The 18052-nt window shown below is 59.7% G+C and carries 12 protein-coding genes; 7 read left to right on the plus strand and 5 right to left on the minus strand.

All coding sequences use genetic code 11. The features are described from left to right. Positions 1-101: 101 nt before the first annotated feature. The 3 genes from yidC to AC1RRJ_RS04220 all read right to left on the minus strand — a co-directional run bounded on the left by yidC (position 102) and on the right by AC1RRJ_RS04220 (position 3317). A complete protein-coding gene (yidC, locus tag AC1RRJ_RS04210; protein ID WP_493120455.1) occupies positions 102-1865 on the minus strand; it encodes a membrane protein insertase YidC in 1764 nt (587 codons plus the stop codon). A gap of 172 nt (positions 1866-2037) precedes the next feature. Beyond that, positions 2038-2484: a hypothetical protein gene (locus AC1RRJ_RS04215; protein WP_493120456.1), complete on the minus strand. Its 447-nt coding sequence runs from the start codon at positions 2482-2484 to the stop codon at positions 2038-2040. A gap of 119 nt (positions 2485-2603) precedes the next feature. Then, complete coding sequence (locus AC1RRJ_RS04220; protein WP_493120457.1) at positions 2604-3317, minus strand: NUDIX hydrolase; 714 nt, start codon at positions 3315-3317, stop codon at positions 2604-2606. Positions 3318-3441: 124 nt separating this feature from the next. Between AC1RRJ_RS04220 and AC1RRJ_RS04225 the strand changes: the two genes are divergently transcribed. Next, positions 3442-4506: a bifunctional nicotinamide-nucleotide adenylyltransferase/Nudix hydroxylase gene (locus AC1RRJ_RS04225; protein WP_493120458.1), complete on the plus strand. Its 1065-nt coding sequence runs from the start codon at positions 3442-3444 to the stop codon at positions 4504-4506. A gap of 51 nt (positions 4507-4557) precedes the next feature. Further along, positions 4558-5943, plus strand: a complete 1386-nt coding sequence (locus tag AC1RRJ_RS04230; protein WP_493120460.1) for a nicotinate phosphoribosyltransferase — start codon at positions 4558-4560, stop codon at positions 5941-5943. A 352-nt stretch (positions 5944-6295) separates the two neighbouring features. Here AC1RRJ_RS04230 and AC1RRJ_RS04235 read toward each other — a convergent pair whose 3' ends face one another. Beyond that, positions 6296-6985, minus strand: coding sequence for a PA4824 family protein (locus tag AC1RRJ_RS04235; protein ID WP_493120461.1), 690 nt, complete (start codon positions 6983-6985; stop codon positions 6296-6298). A gap of 19 nt (positions 6986-7004) precedes the next feature. After that, complete coding sequence (locus tag AC1RRJ_RS04240; protein ID WP_493120462.1) at positions 7005-7976, minus strand: magnesium transporter CorA family protein; 972 nt, start codon at positions 7974-7976, stop codon at positions 7005-7007. Between the two features lie 768 nt (positions 7977-8744). Between AC1RRJ_RS04240 and AC1RRJ_RS04245 the strand changes: the two genes are divergently transcribed. The 5 genes from AC1RRJ_RS04245 (at position 8745) to AC1RRJ_RS04265 (ending at position 15242) form a co-directional block, all read left to right on the plus strand. After that, entirely contained in the window at positions 8745-10436 is a 1692-nt protein-coding gene (locus AC1RRJ_RS04245; RefSeq protein WP_493120463.1) for a TolC family protein, read from the plus strand. Further along, positions 10433-12598, plus strand: coding sequence for a type I secretion system permease/ATPase (locus AC1RRJ_RS04250; protein WP_493120464.1), 2166 nt, complete (start codon positions 10433-10435; stop codon positions 12596-12598). The genes AC1RRJ_RS04245 and AC1RRJ_RS04250 overlap by 4 nt, the downstream gene beginning before the upstream one ends. Continuing rightward, on the plus strand, positions 12595-13989 hold the full coding sequence (locus AC1RRJ_RS04255; RefSeq protein ID WP_493120465.1) for an HlyD family type I secretion periplasmic adaptor subunit: 1395 nt from the start codon (positions 12595-12597) through the stop codon (positions 13987-13989). The genes AC1RRJ_RS04250 and AC1RRJ_RS04255 overlap by 4 nt, the downstream gene beginning before the upstream one ends. 127 nt (positions 13990-14116) lie before the next feature. Next, on the plus strand, positions 14117-14527 hold the full coding sequence (locus tag AC1RRJ_RS04260; protein WP_493120466.1) for a hypothetical protein: 411 nt from the start codon (positions 14117-14119) through the stop codon (positions 14525-14527). 13 nt (positions 14528-14540) lie between these two features. Next, positions 14541-15242 (plus strand): hypothetical protein, encoded by a 702-nt coding sequence (locus AC1RRJ_RS04265; RefSeq protein ID WP_493120467.1) that lies wholly within the window; start codon positions 14541-14543, stop codon positions 15240-15242. Positions 15243-18052 lie beyond the last annotated feature (2810 nt).

Here is an 18052-nt window from a genome sequence, read left to right on the forward strand (position 1 = left end):
GGATCCGCAGTCTGCTTTACCGCCCTTCCAGACCAAAAGCCGACTGACCGCAAACGGCCAGATTGTGACTCGCTGCTTTGCGCCCGAGAATCGCCCGTTGATCAGGTTTCCGTCTTTTGATCTGCGTCGGCACGAGCCCTCGAATGATTGTGATCGCGCCCGTTCTGCTGGATCGCAAATTGAGGATATCTGAAATGCAGGTATTTCATCTGCGCCAGCGTGAGAGTGTTGGACGTAATCCAGTATAGCAGCAAGCCGGTAGCGACGTTGGCCGTAACCGCGATCATCAGCCAGGGCATGAGCATAAAGACATGCTGCTGTATCGGGTCCGTCGTCTGGGGATTGAGCTTGAACTGCAACCATAGAGTGAAGCCGACCAGCGACGACAATATGCCGAAGGCCAGGATGCCGGGCGGATCGAACGGCAGCAATCCGAAGAGGTTGACGATTGTTGCCGGATCGGAGGCGGAGAGGTCCTTGACCCACAACACGAAGGGCTGATGCCGCATCTCTATCGTGAGGAGTAGAACCTTGTAGAGCGCGAAAAAGATCGGTGCCTGCAAAAGCATCGGCAGACAGCCACCGATCGGATTGATCTTCTCGTTCTTGTAAAGCCTGGCCATCTCCTGCTGCAGCTTGGCTTTGTCATCCTTGTGGCGATCCTGCAGCGCCTTCATCTTCGGCTGTACGGCACGCATCTGCGCCATGTTCGCGAAGCCCTTTTGCGCGATCGGGAACAGCAGCAGGCGGATAACGAAGGTCAGGCAAATGATCGCCACGCCGAAATTGCCAACCAGGCCGGACAGGAAGATCAGAACCTGCCAGATTGGCCAGGCGAGGAAGCGAAACCAACCCCAGTCGATTGCCTGGCCGAACCGCTCGACTCCTTCCTGCTCATAATGGTCGAGCAGCGCGCTTTCCTTTGCGCCGGTAAACAGCCGCGTCGTGCGAGACACAGTTTCGCCAGGATCAACGGTAACCGCTCCGTAGAATAGCTCTGCCCGGAAGAGATCGCCGCCGAGCGCACGCAAGACGCTGGTAGCGGGTGTTTGGGCATCGGGGATGAGCGCGCTCATCCAATAGATGTCGGTAAAACCAACCCAGTTGGTCGTCGTATTGGCGACCGTGCCCGCTTTGGCGAGATCCTCGTAGTCCCAGCCGAACTCGACCTCGCTATCATCGAAAATGGGCCCCGAATGGACGTTGAAGCTATCTGGGCTGGCCAACTCCCTCGTACGACTGATGGAGGCGTAGGGCTGGAGCGCGGCTGTACCCTCGCCGGAATTGGTCATCATTTGCGTAACTGTGAGCATATAATGCTCGTCGATGGCAAAACGCAGCCGGAAACGCAGGCCCTGCCGGTTCTCCCAGCCCAGCGTAACGGGTGTCTTCAGCGTCAACCTCTCACCATCGACCACCCGCCAGACTGTATCCGCGCCAGGCAGGTCGACAGCCTCGCCGGCCCAGCCGAACTGTGCAAATTGCTCGCCTTCGGTATGAGCGGGTGCGAAGAGACGAACGGGGCCGCTCTGTTCGTCAACAGTTCGGCGGTGGGTCTCCAACTCGATGTCGTCAATCCGCGCGCCAATCAGATTGATCGAGCCACGAACCTCCGGTGCATCGATCGCGATCCGGTCAGGTCTCCCGATCTCGGTGCGGAGATCGCGCCCGATCGCCGGATGTGCCCCTGCGGGATCGAGTTCTGTCTTGGCCTGCGACTGCGACTGCGGGTCGCGGTCGCGGCCCGCCATTGCGGCCGGCAATGATACGGGTTCCGGGAAATACGCACGCCTGACGGAGTGCCAGCCGAATAGCAGGACGATGCTCAGCACGATTGCGAGCACAATATTGCGCTGGTTGTTCATTGATGCCTTGAACCTTGCTTGCGCGGTTCGCAGCTTGAACTCATCGCAAGGCATGCGAGAAGTTGCAGCGCGGTAGCCGCTTGAGCGCGAGCCATCGAAGATGGCCTGGCGCCTTATGTCTGGTGATTTTGGTGCCACCCGAAGGCGGCGTTCCGATCGACGATCGAGCCGCTCAGGCGGCCGCTACGAACCTGGTAGCAGCGTCGTCGTTGTCGGCCGAAGGTGCGTTACCCCGCTTGCGGCGAGCGCATTTGCCGAATGTTGCATTGGACACATCCCGTGCACGAATTTGCCAATATGACAGATCTGCGCGGTGCGCCTGAAGTGCGCCGTTCCAGCAGGAAACAGCTATGACCACCGTGGCGGTCACCAAGGCACCGAGGTAAGGCGCCGCGTTCGCAGCGAGCTCTATCGATCCCGGCATCGTGATTAATTCGCCGACTGCAACGAGAATAACCGCAACGACGATGAGGCGGATAAACTTGGCTCGCTGCTTCGCCGTAAACCGCGCGAAAGGTTCCTCGAACAGTCGTGTGCATAGCAGACGCGAAAATGAGGTCTCCGAGCAGAGCAGTATTACCAGTGCAAGGCACCAGAGAATGCTTAGGAAACCAATCATTGGTTGAGCCTATATTGTCGCCTGAAACTGTCAAGAAGAGGAATTCGGCGTCGTATCAATTCTGGAATGACGGCTTTCTGATTTTTGCCGATGCAAAGCCGACGGTCTCCAGTCGGTCATCAAGGGCCGTCTGGTTTTACCCTATAAAGTTCGGCCGGCCGAAACGCGCCACCTTCTTCACGTTCGCGGGTCCCCTCGATCCAGCCCTTGTCGAGCATGCGGCGGCGGAAGGCGGGCTTGTTGAGGTCGATCCCGAGGATCGCTTCGTGGACGTCCTGCAGCGCGCGCAGGGTGAATCGCGGCGGGAGCAGTGCGAAGGCGATGGGTGAATAGTCGAGTTTGCCGCGCAGCCGCTTCACCGCATGGCCGAGGATGTCGTCATGATCGAAGGCGAGGGGCAGGGGGCGGCGATCCGGACCGAGTGCGGCAACGGGGCCGCCCTGTTCGTCCGGCCAGGGAATGTCGAGCGGTACGAGCGCGAGATCCCGGCGCCCGTCGAGCGCCTTCGCCAACTCCTCGTGCGGTAGCAGCGCAAAATAGGCGATGGTGACGATGCGCATCCGCGGGTCGCGGCCGGGATCGCCGAAGCTGTAGAGCTGCTCGAGCCACGCGTGCGAGAGGCCCGCCTTGTCGGTGAGGATGCGCTCTGCGGCCTCATCGAGGCTTTCTGCCACGCCAACAAAGCCGCCCGGAAGTGCCCAGTCGCCCTTGTGTGGCGGCTCGTTGCGCCGCTGCAGCAAAGCGGCCAGCCGGCCGTCCGCGACGGTCATCAGCACAAGGTCGACGGTGACCGCGAGCGGAGGAAAGTCGGCGGGATTATAGGCATCGGGCATGGCATCTTCTAATATCTTGACTAGATATATGTCAAATGAATATAAGTAACCCGACGCCACCGAATCGGAGGCGGGCCGCCCGGGGGAGTCCGGGGCGGAAGTTGGATCGAGGGAGTCTCGAGCGATGAAAAAGGCAGATTTCGGCGTCTTCATCGGGCGCTTTCAACCGCTGCATATCGGGCACGAACATGTCATCCGGCAGGCGTTGCAGCAGGTCGAGCGGCTGATCGTGCTGGTGGGGTCGGCAAATGTCGCACGCGATCCGCGCAATCCATTCACCTTCGACGAGCGCGCCGCGATGCTGCGCGCCGCCTTTCGCCACGAAATGGCCGAAGAGCGGCTGATCGTCGAACCACTCGATGATCATCTCTATTCGGACACCGCCTGGGTGACCGAGGTGCAGCGGCGTGTGAACCGGATCATCCTTGAGGTCGGCAACGGCCATGGGTTCGGCAGTCACGGGATTGCTGATTTCAAAGTCGCGCTGACCGGCTACGGGAAGGACGCCTCCTCCTATTATCTCCGCCTATTTCCCGAGTGGGATAATATCCAGATCGATAGCCAGTACGGCACCTTCAGTTCGACCGATGTGCGGCGGCGCTATTTCCAGCGCATCCCGGAAGTGCCTGCGTCGATCCTGACCGCCGACGTCGTGACGTGGCTCGACGCGTTCAAACTGGGTAATGATTTCCGCACTTTGCTCGACGAAAGTGAATATCTCGCGGACTATCCAGGCCAGTGGGGTAAAGGGCCGTTCGTCACCGCCGACGCCGTCGTTGTACAATCGGGGCATATCCTTCTCGTCGAGCGCGGGCGGCTGCCGGGTAAAGGACTGCTCGCGCTGCCCGGCGGGTTCGTCGATGCCGGCGAACGTATCCGCGACGCCGCGATCCGCGAACTGCGCGAGGAAACAGGAATATCCGACAGCAAAGGGCAGATCCCGCCCGCAATGCTCGGCAGCTTCATCGAAGATCATCGCACACGGGTATTCGATGCGCCGAACCGCAGCCTTCGCGGGCGGGTGATCACCCATGCCTTTCTGTTTCGCCTTCCCGAGCGGCGCAAGCTGTTCGCGGTGAAGGGCGGCGACGATGCTGCGCATGCGCGCTGGTACCGGCTCGGCGACCTGTCGCCGCAGATGTTCTTCGAAGACCATTGGTCGATCATCGAAGAGATGGCCGACCTGTAATTCCCGGCAGGGGAGTCCTGCCGACAGATACGCATGTGAGGAGTTCACATCATGAAAAACCCGATCCTGGCGACCGACAGCTACAAGCAGAGCCATTTCCTGCAATATCCGCCCGAGGCGCGCGTCATCAGCGCCTATGTCGAAGCGCGCCCGAACCCCTTTTCCGACGAGATCGTCTTTCTGGGGCTCCAGCCGCTGTTGCTCGACTATTTCACCCAGCCGGTGACGAAGGCCGACATCAACGAAGCTGAGGCGATCTGCGCCGCGCACGGTGTACCGTTCAACCGTCCAGGCTGGGAGGCGATCGTCGCCGACCACGGCGGATATCTGCCGCTCGAGATCAAGGCGCTGCCCGAAGGGACGATCGTCCCTGCGGGCGTGCCGCTGGTGCAGCTGGAAAATACCGATCCGCGCATGCCGTGGCTGACGACCTTCATTGAGACCGCGATGCTGCGCGCGATCTGGTATCCGACGACGGTCGCGACGCTAAGCTGGAAGTGCAAGGCCGTAATCCGCGCGGGCCTCGAGAAGACCTCCGACGACGTTGAGGGGCAGCTTCCGTTCAAGCTCCACGATTTCGGTGCGCGCGGCGTATCCTCCGCCGAGAGCGCGGGGCTGGGCGGCTTGGCACATCTCGTCAACTTCCAGGGCACCGACACGATGGAGGCGCTGGTCGCGGCGCGGCGGTATTATGGCGCCGACATGGCCGGCTTTTCCATCCCGGCGGCCGAGCATAGCACGATGACGAGTTGGGGCCGCGCGCGCGAGGAAGCTGCCTATGCGAATATGCTCGATCGTTTCGAGGGCGAAGGGCGGATCGTTGCGGTCGTGTCCGACAGCTATGACCTTGACGTTGCGGTCGCCGACATCTGGGGCGGCAGCCTGCGCAAGAAGGTGCTGGCGCGGCAGGGCACGCTCGTCGTGCGGCCCGACAGCGGCGATCCGATCGAGACGCCGCTGCGCACGGTGAAGATGCTGTGGGAAAAGTTTGGCGGCAGCGTGAACGGCAAGGGCTTTCGTGTGCTCGATCCGCATGTCCGTGTGATTCAAGGCGACGGGATGACGGTCGACAGCATCGGACTGCTCGTCGAGCGGATGATCGAAGAAGGCTTTGCGATCGACAATATCGCTTTTGGTATGGGCGGCGGGATGTTGCAGCACGTCAACCGTGACACGCTGCGTTTCGCGATGAAGGCGAATGCGATGCTTGGTGCCGATGGCGAATGGCATGACGTGTTCAAGATGCCGAGCACCGACCCCGGCAAGGCGAGCAAGGCCGGACGGCTGGCGGTGGTGATGAAGGACGGACGGATGGCGGCGGCAAGGCTCGATGCGATCGCTGTGGGGGAAGATTTGCTGGTGCCGGTGTGGCGGAACGGCGAGCTGCTCGTGCGTCACGACTTCAGTACGGTCCGTGCGCGGTCCGAAGGCCGATGATGGCCGAGCTGTTTGGGAAGCCGGCATTCACACTGACGGATGTCGGCTTCTTCCAACCTGGCCCCGAAAGTCGCCCGACCGCCGGCGGCCCGGTTGCGACTGGCTGCTATTCGCCTCATCTCGGCCATTCAAGTGCGGCTCTTTCGCTCCTGCAAGCTGCCGTTCATCAAGACAGGCACGGTCATGAGCTATGGAGCGGAAGGGCGGGGCACGCGGCTTCGCAAGTCGTGGGCTTCGAGACCGTCAGTCCGGCGGGACAAGCAGACGAAGCCTGGCATATTCAAAGCGCTTCGTCTCATAGGAGAAGCGCGCCTGATAAAAGGTGAAGTGCCGTCGTTGCTCCGGGCTCCGGCTAACGCCGGATGGTAAGGCCGAACGTGACGCTTCCCTTGCTGTTTGCCCCGCCCTGTCGACCGGCAAGCAGGTCCAGATCCATGCGATCCCGGTCGAAAGTCCATCGAATGCCCGCTTGCTGCGCAGGAGGCTGGCCGGACCGTCCGAAGATCTCTGCCATCAAGGCGAGGCCTTTCGTCGCAACAACCTCGACCTGCGCGCCGTAGAGGAGGTGCGCACCCTCGACCCGGCCGTGCCCGCCGCCGGCATTGAGATTGACGGTAAGAGTTTCGGTCGGCCGGAAGGTCACGGGCACCAGAAGCGCCGCGCTATCGATATGTCCCGAGCCCGTGTCGACCAAAACTGATCCGGCGAGGCCGATCGCGGCCCCCCGGCCACCCTCGCGCAGCGTCCATTTGACGGCAGGCCCAGCAAACAAGCGGTGATCGCCGAGGGCGCCGACACGCTGCACGGTTCCCCCGATTTCGACCGCCGGCAACGCGCCTGGCGTACAGGCAGGGCTGAAATTGACGAGGCGCTCGCCACTACCAAGGTCGCTGACCCAGCTTTCCAGATGGCAAGCCCCGGGGGTTTCAGCCGCGGCATCGTCGACACCGTGCGCGCCGCCCGCGGCGATCGCGGGCAGCGGTATGGCGATTACGCTCGCAGCCGCCATACCCGGCAGCAGCCGGCGTTCGATGATCCGCATCGCCTGTCTCCCGCCGTCATCACAGCCACCCGCGTTTGCGGAAATAGGCAAAGGGAAGGATGGACGAAACGAGCATCAGCCCAATTGCAAAGGGGTAGCCGAACTGCCAGCGCAGTTCGGGCATGAAGTCGAAGTTCATGCCGTAGATCGACGCGATCAGCGTCGGCGGCAGAAAGGCCACCGCGGCGACGGTGAAAATCTTGATGATCTGGTTCTGCTCGAGGTTGATCAGCCCCAGCGTCGCGTCGAGCAGGAAGTTGATCTTGCCCGACAGGAAGCTTGCATGATCGGTGAGCGCCTGCACGTCGCGCTGGATCGTCTTGAGCCGCGTCCGTGCATCGCGTGTGCTGCCCTCGCTGCGGGTGCTGTGATAGGACAGCATCCGCGCGAGTCCGACGAGGCACTCGCGAAGTTTGGTGAGCAGATCGCCCTCGCGCCCAATGCGACCGAGCATCGCCTCGAGATCGCGCGCCGGCCCGTCCGTTCCGCCGCCCGCGGCCTTGCGCGTAAAAACGTCGCGCGACACGGTGTCGCAGTGGAGTGCGCTGCGTTCGAGCACGTCGGCGACGCGGTCGACGATCGCCTCGATGAGGTCGAACATCAATGCCTCGGCGGTTGTGGCGCCGTTGGTGCGCAGCCGGCGTCCGATGACCTGTTCGAACGGTGCAGCTTCCGTATGGCGCACCGTGGCGAGGCTCGTCGTCCCGAGGATGAAGGTGATCGGCGCAAGCCGTGGCGCATCGCCATCCAGCCCGACGACGATCGGCACCGTCATGAATTGACCGCCGACCTCTTCGTAGAGGCGAGCCGAGGGTTCGATTTCCTGCATTTCGGACAGCGTCGGAATCGAAATTCCGAGCAATCCCGCCGCGCTTGCGGCGTCTTCTGACGTTGGATGGACGATATCCGCCCACAGGATCGCGGGCGGGTTTGCAGCGCCGATATCGGTGCGGACGAGACGATCGGCCTCGCGAACGAAAGCGTTGAACATGGATATTCTCCTGAATTCTGGCGTCCGCCAGCGTCAGGAGATGCGCAGGAGATTACCCCTGACGGACCGCCGCGGCTGCCGGATGGATGGTGCGACGTCTACTGTCGGGGTCCATTTTTCTGTCCTTGGGTTGATGCAGGAGTCGTGCCCCGGCGGGCGGCGATATGCGCCCGCGAGTTTGCCCTGTCAATTTGTGAAAAGCTCGCGTCGGACCAGCCTTTTGACACGGTTACAGATCGACGTGGCGCGAGGCCTGGGGTGGGAGCGAACGTTCTCAAGTCCGGCCTGAATTCGTCGTCAGGGCGAAGTATAGGGCCAGGACTTAATGACTAGCGCTATATGCGACGGGGGCGCATCGAGACTATGTTCGGCCGCCTCAAGGGCTGGAGGATATTGCCACGCGCTAGGACAGGCACCCGAAGGATTTCTTCTGTGCCGTCGCTCTCACCGCTACCGTCATCTTCTGGCCCTGAACATCGAGTCCCTGATCCCAAGTGATTTTGATCCGTGTGAGCGGAAAATTCAGATTGACTTGTAGATCAATGTATTCAAATCCTTCTGCTTCGTCGGCTATTCAGGGGTTTAGCCGACTTGGGGGCCGGAATGTTTTCGCAATCAGTCCGCGTACAAGATAGTCTATGGCGTCTTCTAGTGGACGGATCTGCAGTGATTCGTTGTTCGCCTGCGTGTGTGCATAGCGGCGATTACTCGGTCCGCCGCGGTACCCGAGACAGCCGCGTTTCAGATACTGGCCAGCAATAAATAGTCATGGCGCATTTTTCTGGTCGCGCATCGGTGCGCCGCGTCATCATCGTCGCGCTCATCATCGGGGCAGCGAACACGCCTGCCGCCTTGGCTCGGGGCAGAGAGCTTAGTTCTGTTCATAACGCCTATCCCGAACCGGAACTTCTCTTCGATGCTCCCCCTCAGGAAGAAGTCGTCGACGATAATCTTGCCGCAGCGATCGCCGATACCATCGCGTCGAATCCTGCATTGGCGGCACGCCGCTATGATCTTCGCGCGACCGATGATGAAATCGGAATCGCGCTGTCGGGGCTCAGGCCGACGGCGCAGCTCCAAGTGTCGGGTGTTTATGACTATATCATTCCGGGAACGATCACGCAGGCCGGACGGCCGATTTCGGACCGCCTGAACGACCCGCATATCCAGCGGAACAATCTGGCGACACAGTTGATGATCGATCAGCCGTTGACCACCGGAGGTCGCGTTCAGGGCGCGATGCAGGTCGCCGTCGCCGGGAGCGCTGCGGGCCGTGAAGCCTTGCGCGGTGCCGAGGGCGACCTGCTGGTCGAACTCATCGCGGCCTACAGCGATGTGCGCCGCGACAAAAAGTCGCTCTTCATTCGTCAGAAGAATGTCCGCGTCCTGCAATCGACGCTCAACGAGGTTGTTGCCCGCCGCGATGCGGGCGAGTTGACGCGGACCGATATCGCGCAGGCCGAGACGCAGCTCCAGGCCGCGTGGGTGCAGCTTCATGCCGCGGAAGGCCAACTGGAATCGAGCCGGGCGGCTTTCATCACCATTGTGGGACGAGAGCCCGGAAATCTGGCGGCCGAACCTGATCTGCCGAACCTGCCGAAGACTGCTGATGAGGCTTTTGCGGTCGCCGAATACGCCAATCCCGATCTGGCCGCGGCCATGGCGACCGAGCGGGCGTCGAGGGCACGGATTGCCGCAGCCTATGCTGAGGGCGAGCCGGCTTTGTCGGTCCAAGGGCTGGCGGGCACGGGCGGCCCGGGCGTGCCTTTCGACCGGCGCGAGCATGACGTCACCTTTACCGGCCGCGCGACGCTGACCATCCCGCTCGTGGCTGGGGGCCGCGTTCGTTCGCTCGTTGCCCAGGCGAAGAACCGGCAGAGCGGCGATGCCCTGCGGATCGAGGCAACGCGCAGGCAGATCGCGCAGGCGATCGTCAATGCATGGAACCAATGGGTTACCGCCGAACGCAATCTGGAGGCGCAGACGCTGCAGCTCAAAGCCGCGCGTATCTATTATGAAGGCACATTCGAAGAATATCGCGAAGGACTGCGGTCAACCTTCGATGTGCTTTATGCCCAGAATTCGCTGCGCGAGACCGAGGTCGCGCTTTTGGGTAGCGGGCGCGATCATTATGTCGCGCAGGCGATCCTGTTGCGCCACCTCGGCCAGCTCGAGGCGCGCAAGCTGCTCACCGACGCCCCGATCTATGATCCGGCCGAATATAACAGGCGCGCAGAAACGCGCGGTGCTTTGCCGACCGACGGAGTCTTGCGCGCTCTCGACGGCCTCGGCGCGGGACAGCCCAAGCCTCAGCGCATTCTGTGGCCCGAGCCAAAGCCCAATCCCGAACTTCGCGCGCCTGATCAGCCTTCTGACCGATCGATGGACCTTGTGAAACCTGGGCCGGGAACACCGGGCGAGAATGGCCGATCAGAACCATTAGAGAGGCAGCCGCGATGAGTTCCGACAACGCGCCGCCCGCAGCTGACGGGCGCGACGACAGCGGCCTGATCGCCTACGCGACGATCCTCGCGCTGCATCGTATCGCGGTCGACCCGAACCAGCTGCGGCACGGCGTAGGCCATGATCGCGCCATCGATGCCGACGATATTCGCCGGATCGCGAAGCGGCAGGACGAGGTTCGCGCAAAATCGGTCCGGTCGACATGGGACAAGCTGAAGCGGACGCCCTTGCCCGCGATGGCCAACGGGCCCGACGGCTGGTTCATAATTGCGCGTGTGGGTGAAGATGAAGCGCTGATCCAGCCGCCGTGCCGCAGCACCGACGGTGTACAGCCGCAGGTGATGAAGGTGACGCGCGCCGCGCTCGAGGCGATGTGGTCGGGCGAATTGTTGCTCGTGACGACCCGCGAAGGGATCGGCGGGGTTACCCGTGCTTTCGACGTGTCCTGGTTCATCCCGCAGATCGTCAAATATCGCCGGCTGATCGGCGAAGTGCTGCTGGTAACGTTCGCGATCAACCTTCTCGGCCTCGCTTCACCGCTTTTCTTTCAGAATGTAATCGACAAGGTTCTGGTCCACAACACTCTCGACACGCTCACAATCCTCGTGATCGGTTTCGGTGTGGTGTCGGTTTGGGAGACGTTGTTCGGCTGGCTGCGCACGCGGCTCTATTCCGAAACCAGCCAGAAGATCGATGTTGAACTTGGTGCGAAGTTGTTCCGCCATTTGCTCGGGCTCAATCTTTCCTATTTCGAGGCGCGCCGCGTCGGCGACGTCGCCATGCGCGTCCGGCAACTGGAAACAATCCGCGAATTCCTGACCAATGCGTCGCTCAGTATCTTCGTCGATCCGCTGTTCACGATCGTCTTCCTCGTCGTGATGTGGTTCTATTCGGTCAAGCTCTTCATTATCGCGGTGCTGGCGATCCCTTGCTACATCGCTGTCGCGGTCTTCATCACCGGCCCCTTGCGCGCGCGGATCGAGGAGAAGTTCGAGCGGTCGGCCGCGAACAACGCGCTCCTCATCGAAAGCATCAGCGGCATCCAGACCGTCAAGGCCGGGGCGGTCGAGCCGCAATGGCAGGACCGCTGGGAACGTCAGCTCGCGGGCTACAGCTTCGCATCGCAGAAGGTGATCAACCTCGGCAACACCGGAAGCCAGCTGATCCAGCTGATTTCGCGGATCAACATGGTGCTGATCCTCTATTTTGGCGCCAAGGCGGTGATCGACAAGGATCTGACCGTCGGCGGCCTCGTCGCCTTCAACATGTTCGCGCAGCGCGTGTCGGGTCCGGTGATCCGTATGGCGCAGCTGTGGCAGGATTTTCAGCAGGTGCGCATCGCGATCGAGCGGCTGGGCGACGTGCTCAATCAGCCCGTTGAACCGGGTACGGGCAGCCGCGTCGCGCTGCCGGCGCTGAAGGGCGAGGTCAGCTTCGACGCGGTCAAGTTCCGCTATGGGTTGGAGGGACCATGGACGCTCGAGGATATCAACCTCGACGTGCCGGCGGGCACGACGTTGGGGATCGTCGGATCATCGGGGTCGGGCAAGTCGACGCTGACCAAATTGCTCCAGCGCATGTATGTGCCGGCGAGCGGGCGGGTGCTGATCGACGGGGTCGACATCGCGCAGATCGACCCCGCGTGGCTCCGCCGCCAGATCGGCGTCGTGCTCCAGGAAAACCTGCTGTTCAATCGCTCGATCCGCGAGAATATCGCGCTCGCCAATCCGGCGATGCCGCTCGAACAGGTCATGGCGGCGGCCGAGCTCGCCGGCGCCCACGAGTTTATCGTCAAGCTGCCGCAGGGCTATGACACGCCGGTCGAAGAGCGCGGCACCAACCTGTCGGGCGGCCAGCGCCAGCGGCTCGCGATCGCCCGCGCGCTGGTGACCCAGCCGCGCATACTGATCCTCGACGAAGCGACCAGCGCGCTCGATGCAGAGAGCGAAGAAATCATCCAGCGCAACCTCAAGGCCATTTCGGCAGGGCGCACCGTGATCATCATTGCGCATCGCCTTTCGGCGGTGCGGCAGTGCGACAATCTGATCGCGCTGGAAAATGGCCATATCGTCGAGCGTGGCACGCACGCCGAACTGCTCGCTGCGAACGGGCGCTACGCCGATCTTCACCGCCGCCAGAGCGGGAGTACCCAGCCATGAGCGGTTGGCGGCATCATTGGGACGTGCTGAAGGAAGCGCTGCGCGCCGACCGCCAGCGGCGCAAGGCGCTTATCCCGACTGAGGAAGCCGACTTCCTGCCCGCCGCGCTCGAGGTCGCCGAGCGGCCTGTCTCGCCGACCGCGCGCGTGACGACATGGGTGCTGCTGATCGGTCTTGTGCTGACCGTCATCTGGACGGTGTTCGGCCGGGTCGATGTCGTCGCGTCGGCACCGGGAACGCTGATCCCGACGGGCAATATCAAGCTCGTCCAGTCTCCCGGGACCGGTGTGGTGCGGGCGATCTATGTGCGCAACGGCGATTATGTCCGCAAGGGGCAGGCGCTGCTCGATCTCGACCCGACGATCGTCGGCGCCGACCTTGCCGCCGCCGAAAAGGCGCTGGCGACCGCCGAGCTCGATATGGCGCGCAGCCGTGCGATTGCCGACGCGCTGGCGGGCAGGGGGCTGCGCTTTACCGCACCCGCGGGAACGCCGCCGGAGATTGCGGACACCCAGCGCCGCCTGATCACGGCGCAGCTGGCCGAAATCGAGGCGACGTCGGCGAGCCTCGCCGCGTCGCGCGCGACCGCGCTGTCCGATGCCGGCGCGGCGCGCGCCAGCGCCGCACGGCTCGCGGATACGGTCCCCATTCTCGACCGCCAGATCGACCGCATGAACCGGCTTGATGCCAAGGGCTATGCGCCGGGCCAGCGGCTTCTCGAACTCGAACGTCAGCGGCGGCAGGAGGTCGGCGAGCGCGACGTGGCGTTGACCCAGATCAGCCGCGGTCAGTCGGAGGCGCGCAAGGCGGACCAGCAGATCCGCGAGACGCGCGAGACCGCGCTGCGCACCGCTCTCGCCGATCTCGCCAAGGCCGAGGGCGAGGCGATATTGCGCCGCGAGGAAGTGACCAAGGCGCGCCAGATGAACCGCTTTCAGCGGCTCGTCGCGCCGGTCGACGGCACGGTGCAGCAAATGGAGGTCCACACTGTCGGCGGCGTCGTTGAGGCGGCAAAACCGCTGATGACGGTCATTCCCGCGCGCGGCGCGCTCGAGGTGCAGGCGAAGGTCCTTAACAAGGATATCGGCTTTATCCGCGAGGGGCAGGAGGCCGCCGTCAAGCTAGAGGCCTTCTCCTTCACCCGCTATGGCGCGGTGCCCGGCCGCGTCGCCAGAATCAGCCGCGATGCCGTGCAGGACAAGGATCTGGGGCTCGTCTACATCGTGACGATCACGCTCGACCGCAGCTTCGTCGACGCTGACGGGCGGCGCTACGCTCTGGCGCCCGGATTGGCCGCGACAGTTGACGTGAAGACGGGAACGCGCCGAATAGTTAGCTATTTAATTAGTCCCCTGCAGACAAGTATTTCTCAGGCGGGGCGTGAAAGATAACTTCGCCGATTTCGGCAGTTTTTCGTTCTGTTTTTCCAAAGTCCCAGAAATGATATCGATCGATAGTTGACGACGTCGCTGAATTCGTATTTTCACTGGATATTGAGGTAGATGGGGGCATCTGTCGATGAGTGATTCGCGCGCGTACCGTTTGAGCAAGGCCGGCATCCTGTCGCTGCTGGCCACTGTCCTGATGCTGCCCGCTTGTTCAAGCAACGTTTACATGGGGATCCCGCTGACTGGCAACGGCGATCCTACGCTCCGCTCGCTTGCGCAGCGTGCATCGGCGGGAGACAAGCAGGCGCAACTCGAACTCGGCATCGTTTATGAAGAGGGCGTTGGTATACCCGTCGATATCGCGAAGGCGAAAAAGCTCTATCGTCTCGCTTCAACCGATAGCGTTGGAACTTTGTGGATTTACTCTCCTTCGCCAGGGGGAGGCGCGCCTAGTCGGGTCCTGCCCATCCAAAGGTCTGGCTCTAATGGGCTGCCTGAAGCCCGCGCCCGTCTAAACGCTGTTCTCCATGCACCGCGCTAGGATCGCTCTGTTTATGTTGATGCTCACCGTTCTAGCAGGAACTCTGGGAATTATGGATCTCAACCCCAAACTCCGCACTATCGAGCCGGGCCCGAACGGAACCGAAATAGTAACTGTTCCTTCCAGGCAGGATCCATATATCCATAGGGATATCAGATTCAGGCTAACTATCCCGTCCCAGTTTTTACACCAGCAAGGCGAGGAATGGGCGGCCCCAATCTCTCAGGTGAATTTCGCATTAGATACTCGGGACGATTCCGCGACTAAGCTGTCTCCGGTCGAAAATCCCGACATAATTATTATTGCACTGATGCTAGTTTCATATGACGGGATTGATGCAAATTACAATAAAGACAACCCAAAGTACACTGGTAATAGTAGCTGGCCCGAAAGCGCTAAAATAAATCGGGCATATGGCCTGAATTATGTCACAAATGTAATTTTTCCAGGGCAGCCTGCAGAAGAGTATTTATTCGACGATGGGCCTTTTTTTCATACAGAAATACGTTGTAAGCCGAGCGGAAATAATTATCCAACACTATGTACGTTGCGGAGAATTGGTGAGCGTGGCGGAGGAATTAATCCCAAATCAAACGCGGCTATTGAAACTACGATTGTTTTTCGTCGCGATCGTTTACCTGATTGGAGAATTCTGGCCGATCGAGCTCAAGAATTTTTGAACGGTAAAGTTGCAGTCGTTGAATGGGATAAATGAAATGGCCGAACAGCAAGATTTCGGAAGCAGTCTCAGAGCCGCAGTGGCAAAAGCCAAAGCATATCTCGGCAACGGATTCAACCTTACGGACAAGAGGGCCAATGCGTATTACGAGATAGCAACGGTTCTTCGTAATGAGTATCTTAGAACAAACAATGAGTCGTTGCTTAGAGCTGCCTATCAGCTAGAAGAGCAAGCCGAGATCACAACTTATTCCGGATTTAACGGACGCGCCGCTATCATCGGAAATTACGCGGCCATGAAGGCTAATCCATCACTTTATAATGTCCCTCTCGACGTATTTAGTTGGCAGATAGACAAGGCCGTAATAGATTTTTTCGATCATATTTCGAAAAATGATCTTTATTCACAGATTACGGCTGAAAATATAAACGCCGTGGATGGGCTCGTTTGGGCATCTAAGGGAATGATAACTTCATTTCCTGGAACGGCACTTACCATTGATTATACGTCCATATCCGATAACTCGGCCGTTTGGGCTGCCTATCCAATTTCTGACCAGTTAAGGCTTCAGCTTCGAGGCAGTGTTTTTGACAAGTGGACATACGTCACGAACGGGCCTGGGTTCGGCGTTGCCACGACGTTCAACAATGTGGTTGCTGACGGCCTCGGTGGTGAGCCAACGTCGTTTCATATCTCGATGGAGGCTATTGCAGGCTATTCCAATTCGCCGATACGGAGTGCCGATGGTAAATATTATTATTACAAAGACTCTTTCGGGCGTGAGATAATCCGCCGATCTGACGGAGCGGGATTCGATCCTAATGGGACGATGGTCTGGGTTAAGAACGATAATACTCTGGGATCATCGACTGTTAATACAGTCCTGCAGGCGCTCGAAAGTACCTTTCTCCAAGGTGCGCCCGTTAAGATTCTCGAATTTCTTAATGTTGTACCTGTTTCCGATGGAGTATCCGTTTATACTTACAAATCTATTAATGGAGTTTATGGTCTAGATGCAATAAAAGAGGCTGTTGGCGCAAATTTTGGCCCAGATGGGTTGCGAGTGTACAATAATCCTGATTCGGCTCATCATATAGCAGGAAAATCAACAAACATTAGTGAGGCGCAACTTAACGACCTATTTTATTCAAGCCGTCGGACATCTTTGGCATCGATTCCTTTGATTTCAGTTGATTTCAATGGAGTTCAAACAACTGGTATTCCGATAAATGTTCGTGAGGGAAATGCTGTAGTTACCTATGTCCAGCCGGGCTCGGTTAACAGTAGCGGGCAGTTCGAAGCATCCGGTGTAGTCAAGAAAATCGTCACCGACTCAGGTGGCAACATGGTTGGCTTCACGGACGGGACGGTGGCCGAGCGAGAACGAGCAGCAACTGCTCTTTTGAATGAGAACGAACTGCGGCGACTCGCTGCCATGCAGAACGAAAGAATGGCTGCTGCCTCGAGCGGTCTCAATCAGGCGTCTGCGCCTGACGAAAAGGGTGGCCTGCAAATAGTTCACACCGGACAAGATAGACTTACTGGGGGAGTCGAAGGAACTGATCAAATAGTTGTGCTTTCAAATTACCAGCCAGCGCAGATCAGCTTTCTAGACCCGGAAACAGGGCTACGACTTCCCAAGAATTTCTTGGCATACGGCCGCAACGGTAAGTGGGAGGTTCGGGATGAAAGGTATCGTAGCTCAAAAATTATATATGATAAAGATGGTAACGTAATACGAACCGAGGTGGAAGATGGACATCCAGCTGGTATTGTCGTAAATTCAGGAAATTCTCGATCTGGTGTTACTGTTGTTACACAATATGACGATAATCGTCCTGTATCGACGGACATAAGGATCAATGATAACCCGATCGGCATAGAGTTTTCGGATTTCGGGTCGATACTGGGATCTCAACTTGGCTACAGGTTGGCCGGCGGGAATCAACTCGTTGGGATAGTTTCCTCCGCAGTTCTTAAGACGCTCGGCGATAATCTTGGGGATGTGCTTGATGGCGTAATCGGTCGGCAGTCGACTACGAATGCCGTCGACGACGCGTTTGCGACAACAGGGCAGGAGTTTCTAAGTAACCTGAAATCCGCCGGCGTTGGCGCACTGTCCTCGTTCCTGACCGCGCAGCTGGTAAATGCTGTTGGATTGGATGGCTTCGCCGGCGAACTCGGGAATTCCGCCGCAGGCTATGTTATTGGACAACTTGCTAGTCAGCTTCTTATCGAGGGCTCCAATATTGCGGCAGCCCTTCGGTCTCTCGATTGGACCCAGTTCGGTAACGCTGTCGGAGGATTTCTCGGAGCAAAGCTGGCATCCGAGATTGTTAAGTTTGACACAGTTGGAGGGCAAATCGGATCGGCTGTCGGTGCTGCTTTAGGGGGCATAGCTGCTGCAGAATTGCTCAAGATAGGCGGTGTTCTGGGCGGGCCGATTGGCGCCGCGATCGGCGCATTTGTCGGTTTCATCGTGGGTGGACTGATCGGATCGATTTTTGGTGGAACACCGCGTTCTGGGGCGGATGCGCTGTGGGATGCGACACAGGACAAGTTCGTTGTGGCCAACGCCTATTCAAAGAAGGGCGGGTCTAAGGATGCTGCACGTAGTCTGGCTTCTGCAGCGGCTGAGACGTTCAACGCTGTTCTTGCCGCGAGCGGCGGCACACTACTCAATCCTGATTTGGTGCAAACTGGCAACTACGGTATGCGTAAGTCCGACTTCGTCTATCGGCCGACGTCGACTAGAGACAAACATGCCATTACGTTTCGCTTGTCATCGAAGCCCGAAGACAGCTTCCAGCGCATAGTCGGGTATGGCGTGGTTCAGGGATTGACGG

This window comes from Sphingopyxis sp. GW821-FHT12C06, assembly GCF_058807415.1.

What these genes read in the sequence shown, in the direction of transcription:
- yidC (WP_493120455.1), bottom strand. Translation starts at nt 1,865, where the DNA reads ATGAACAACCAGCGCAATATTGTGCTCGCAATCGTGCTGAGCATCGTC.
- AC1RRJ_RS04215 (WP_493120456.1), bottom strand. Translation starts at nt 2,484, where the DNA reads ATGATTGGTTTCCTAAGCATTCTCTGGTGCCTTGCACTGGTAATACTG.
- AC1RRJ_RS04220 (WP_493120457.1), bottom strand. Translation starts at nt 3,317, where the DNA reads ATGCCCGATGCCTATAATCCCGCCGACTTTCCTCCGCTCGCGGTCACC.
- AC1RRJ_RS04225 (WP_493120458.1), top strand. Translation starts at nt 3,442, where the DNA reads ATGAAAAAGGCAGATTTCGGCGTCTTCATCGGGCGCTTTCAACCGCTG.
- AC1RRJ_RS04230 (WP_493120460.1), top strand. Translation starts at nt 4,558, where the DNA reads ATGAAAAACCCGATCCTGGCGACCGACAGCTACAAGCAGAGCCATTTC.
- AC1RRJ_RS04235 (WP_493120461.1), bottom strand. Translation starts at nt 6,985, where the DNA reads ATGCGGATCATCGAACGCCGGCTGCTGCCGGGTATGGCGGCTGCGAGC.
- AC1RRJ_RS04240 (WP_493120462.1), bottom strand. Translation starts at nt 7,976, where the DNA reads ATGTTCAACGCTTTCGTTCGCGAGGCCGATCGTCTCGTCCGCACCGAT.
- AC1RRJ_RS04245 (WP_493120463.1), top strand. Translation starts at nt 8,745, where the DNA reads ATGGCGCATTTTTCTGGTCGCGCATCGGTGCGCCGCGTCATCATCGTC.
- AC1RRJ_RS04250 (WP_493120464.1), top strand. Translation starts at nt 10,433, where the DNA reads ATGAGTTCCGACAACGCGCCGCCCGCAGCTGACGGGCGCGACGACAGC.
- AC1RRJ_RS04255 (WP_493120465.1), top strand. Translation starts at nt 12,595, where the DNA reads ATGAGCGGTTGGCGGCATCATTGGGACGTGCTGAAGGAAGCGCTGCGC.
- AC1RRJ_RS04260 (WP_493120466.1), top strand. Translation starts at nt 14,117, where the DNA reads ATGAGTGATTCGCGCGCGTACCGTTTGAGCAAGGCCGGCATCCTGTCG.
- AC1RRJ_RS04265 (WP_493120467.1), top strand. Translation starts at nt 14,541, where the DNA reads ATGTTGATGCTCACCGTTCTAGCAGGAACTCTGGGAATTATGGATCTC.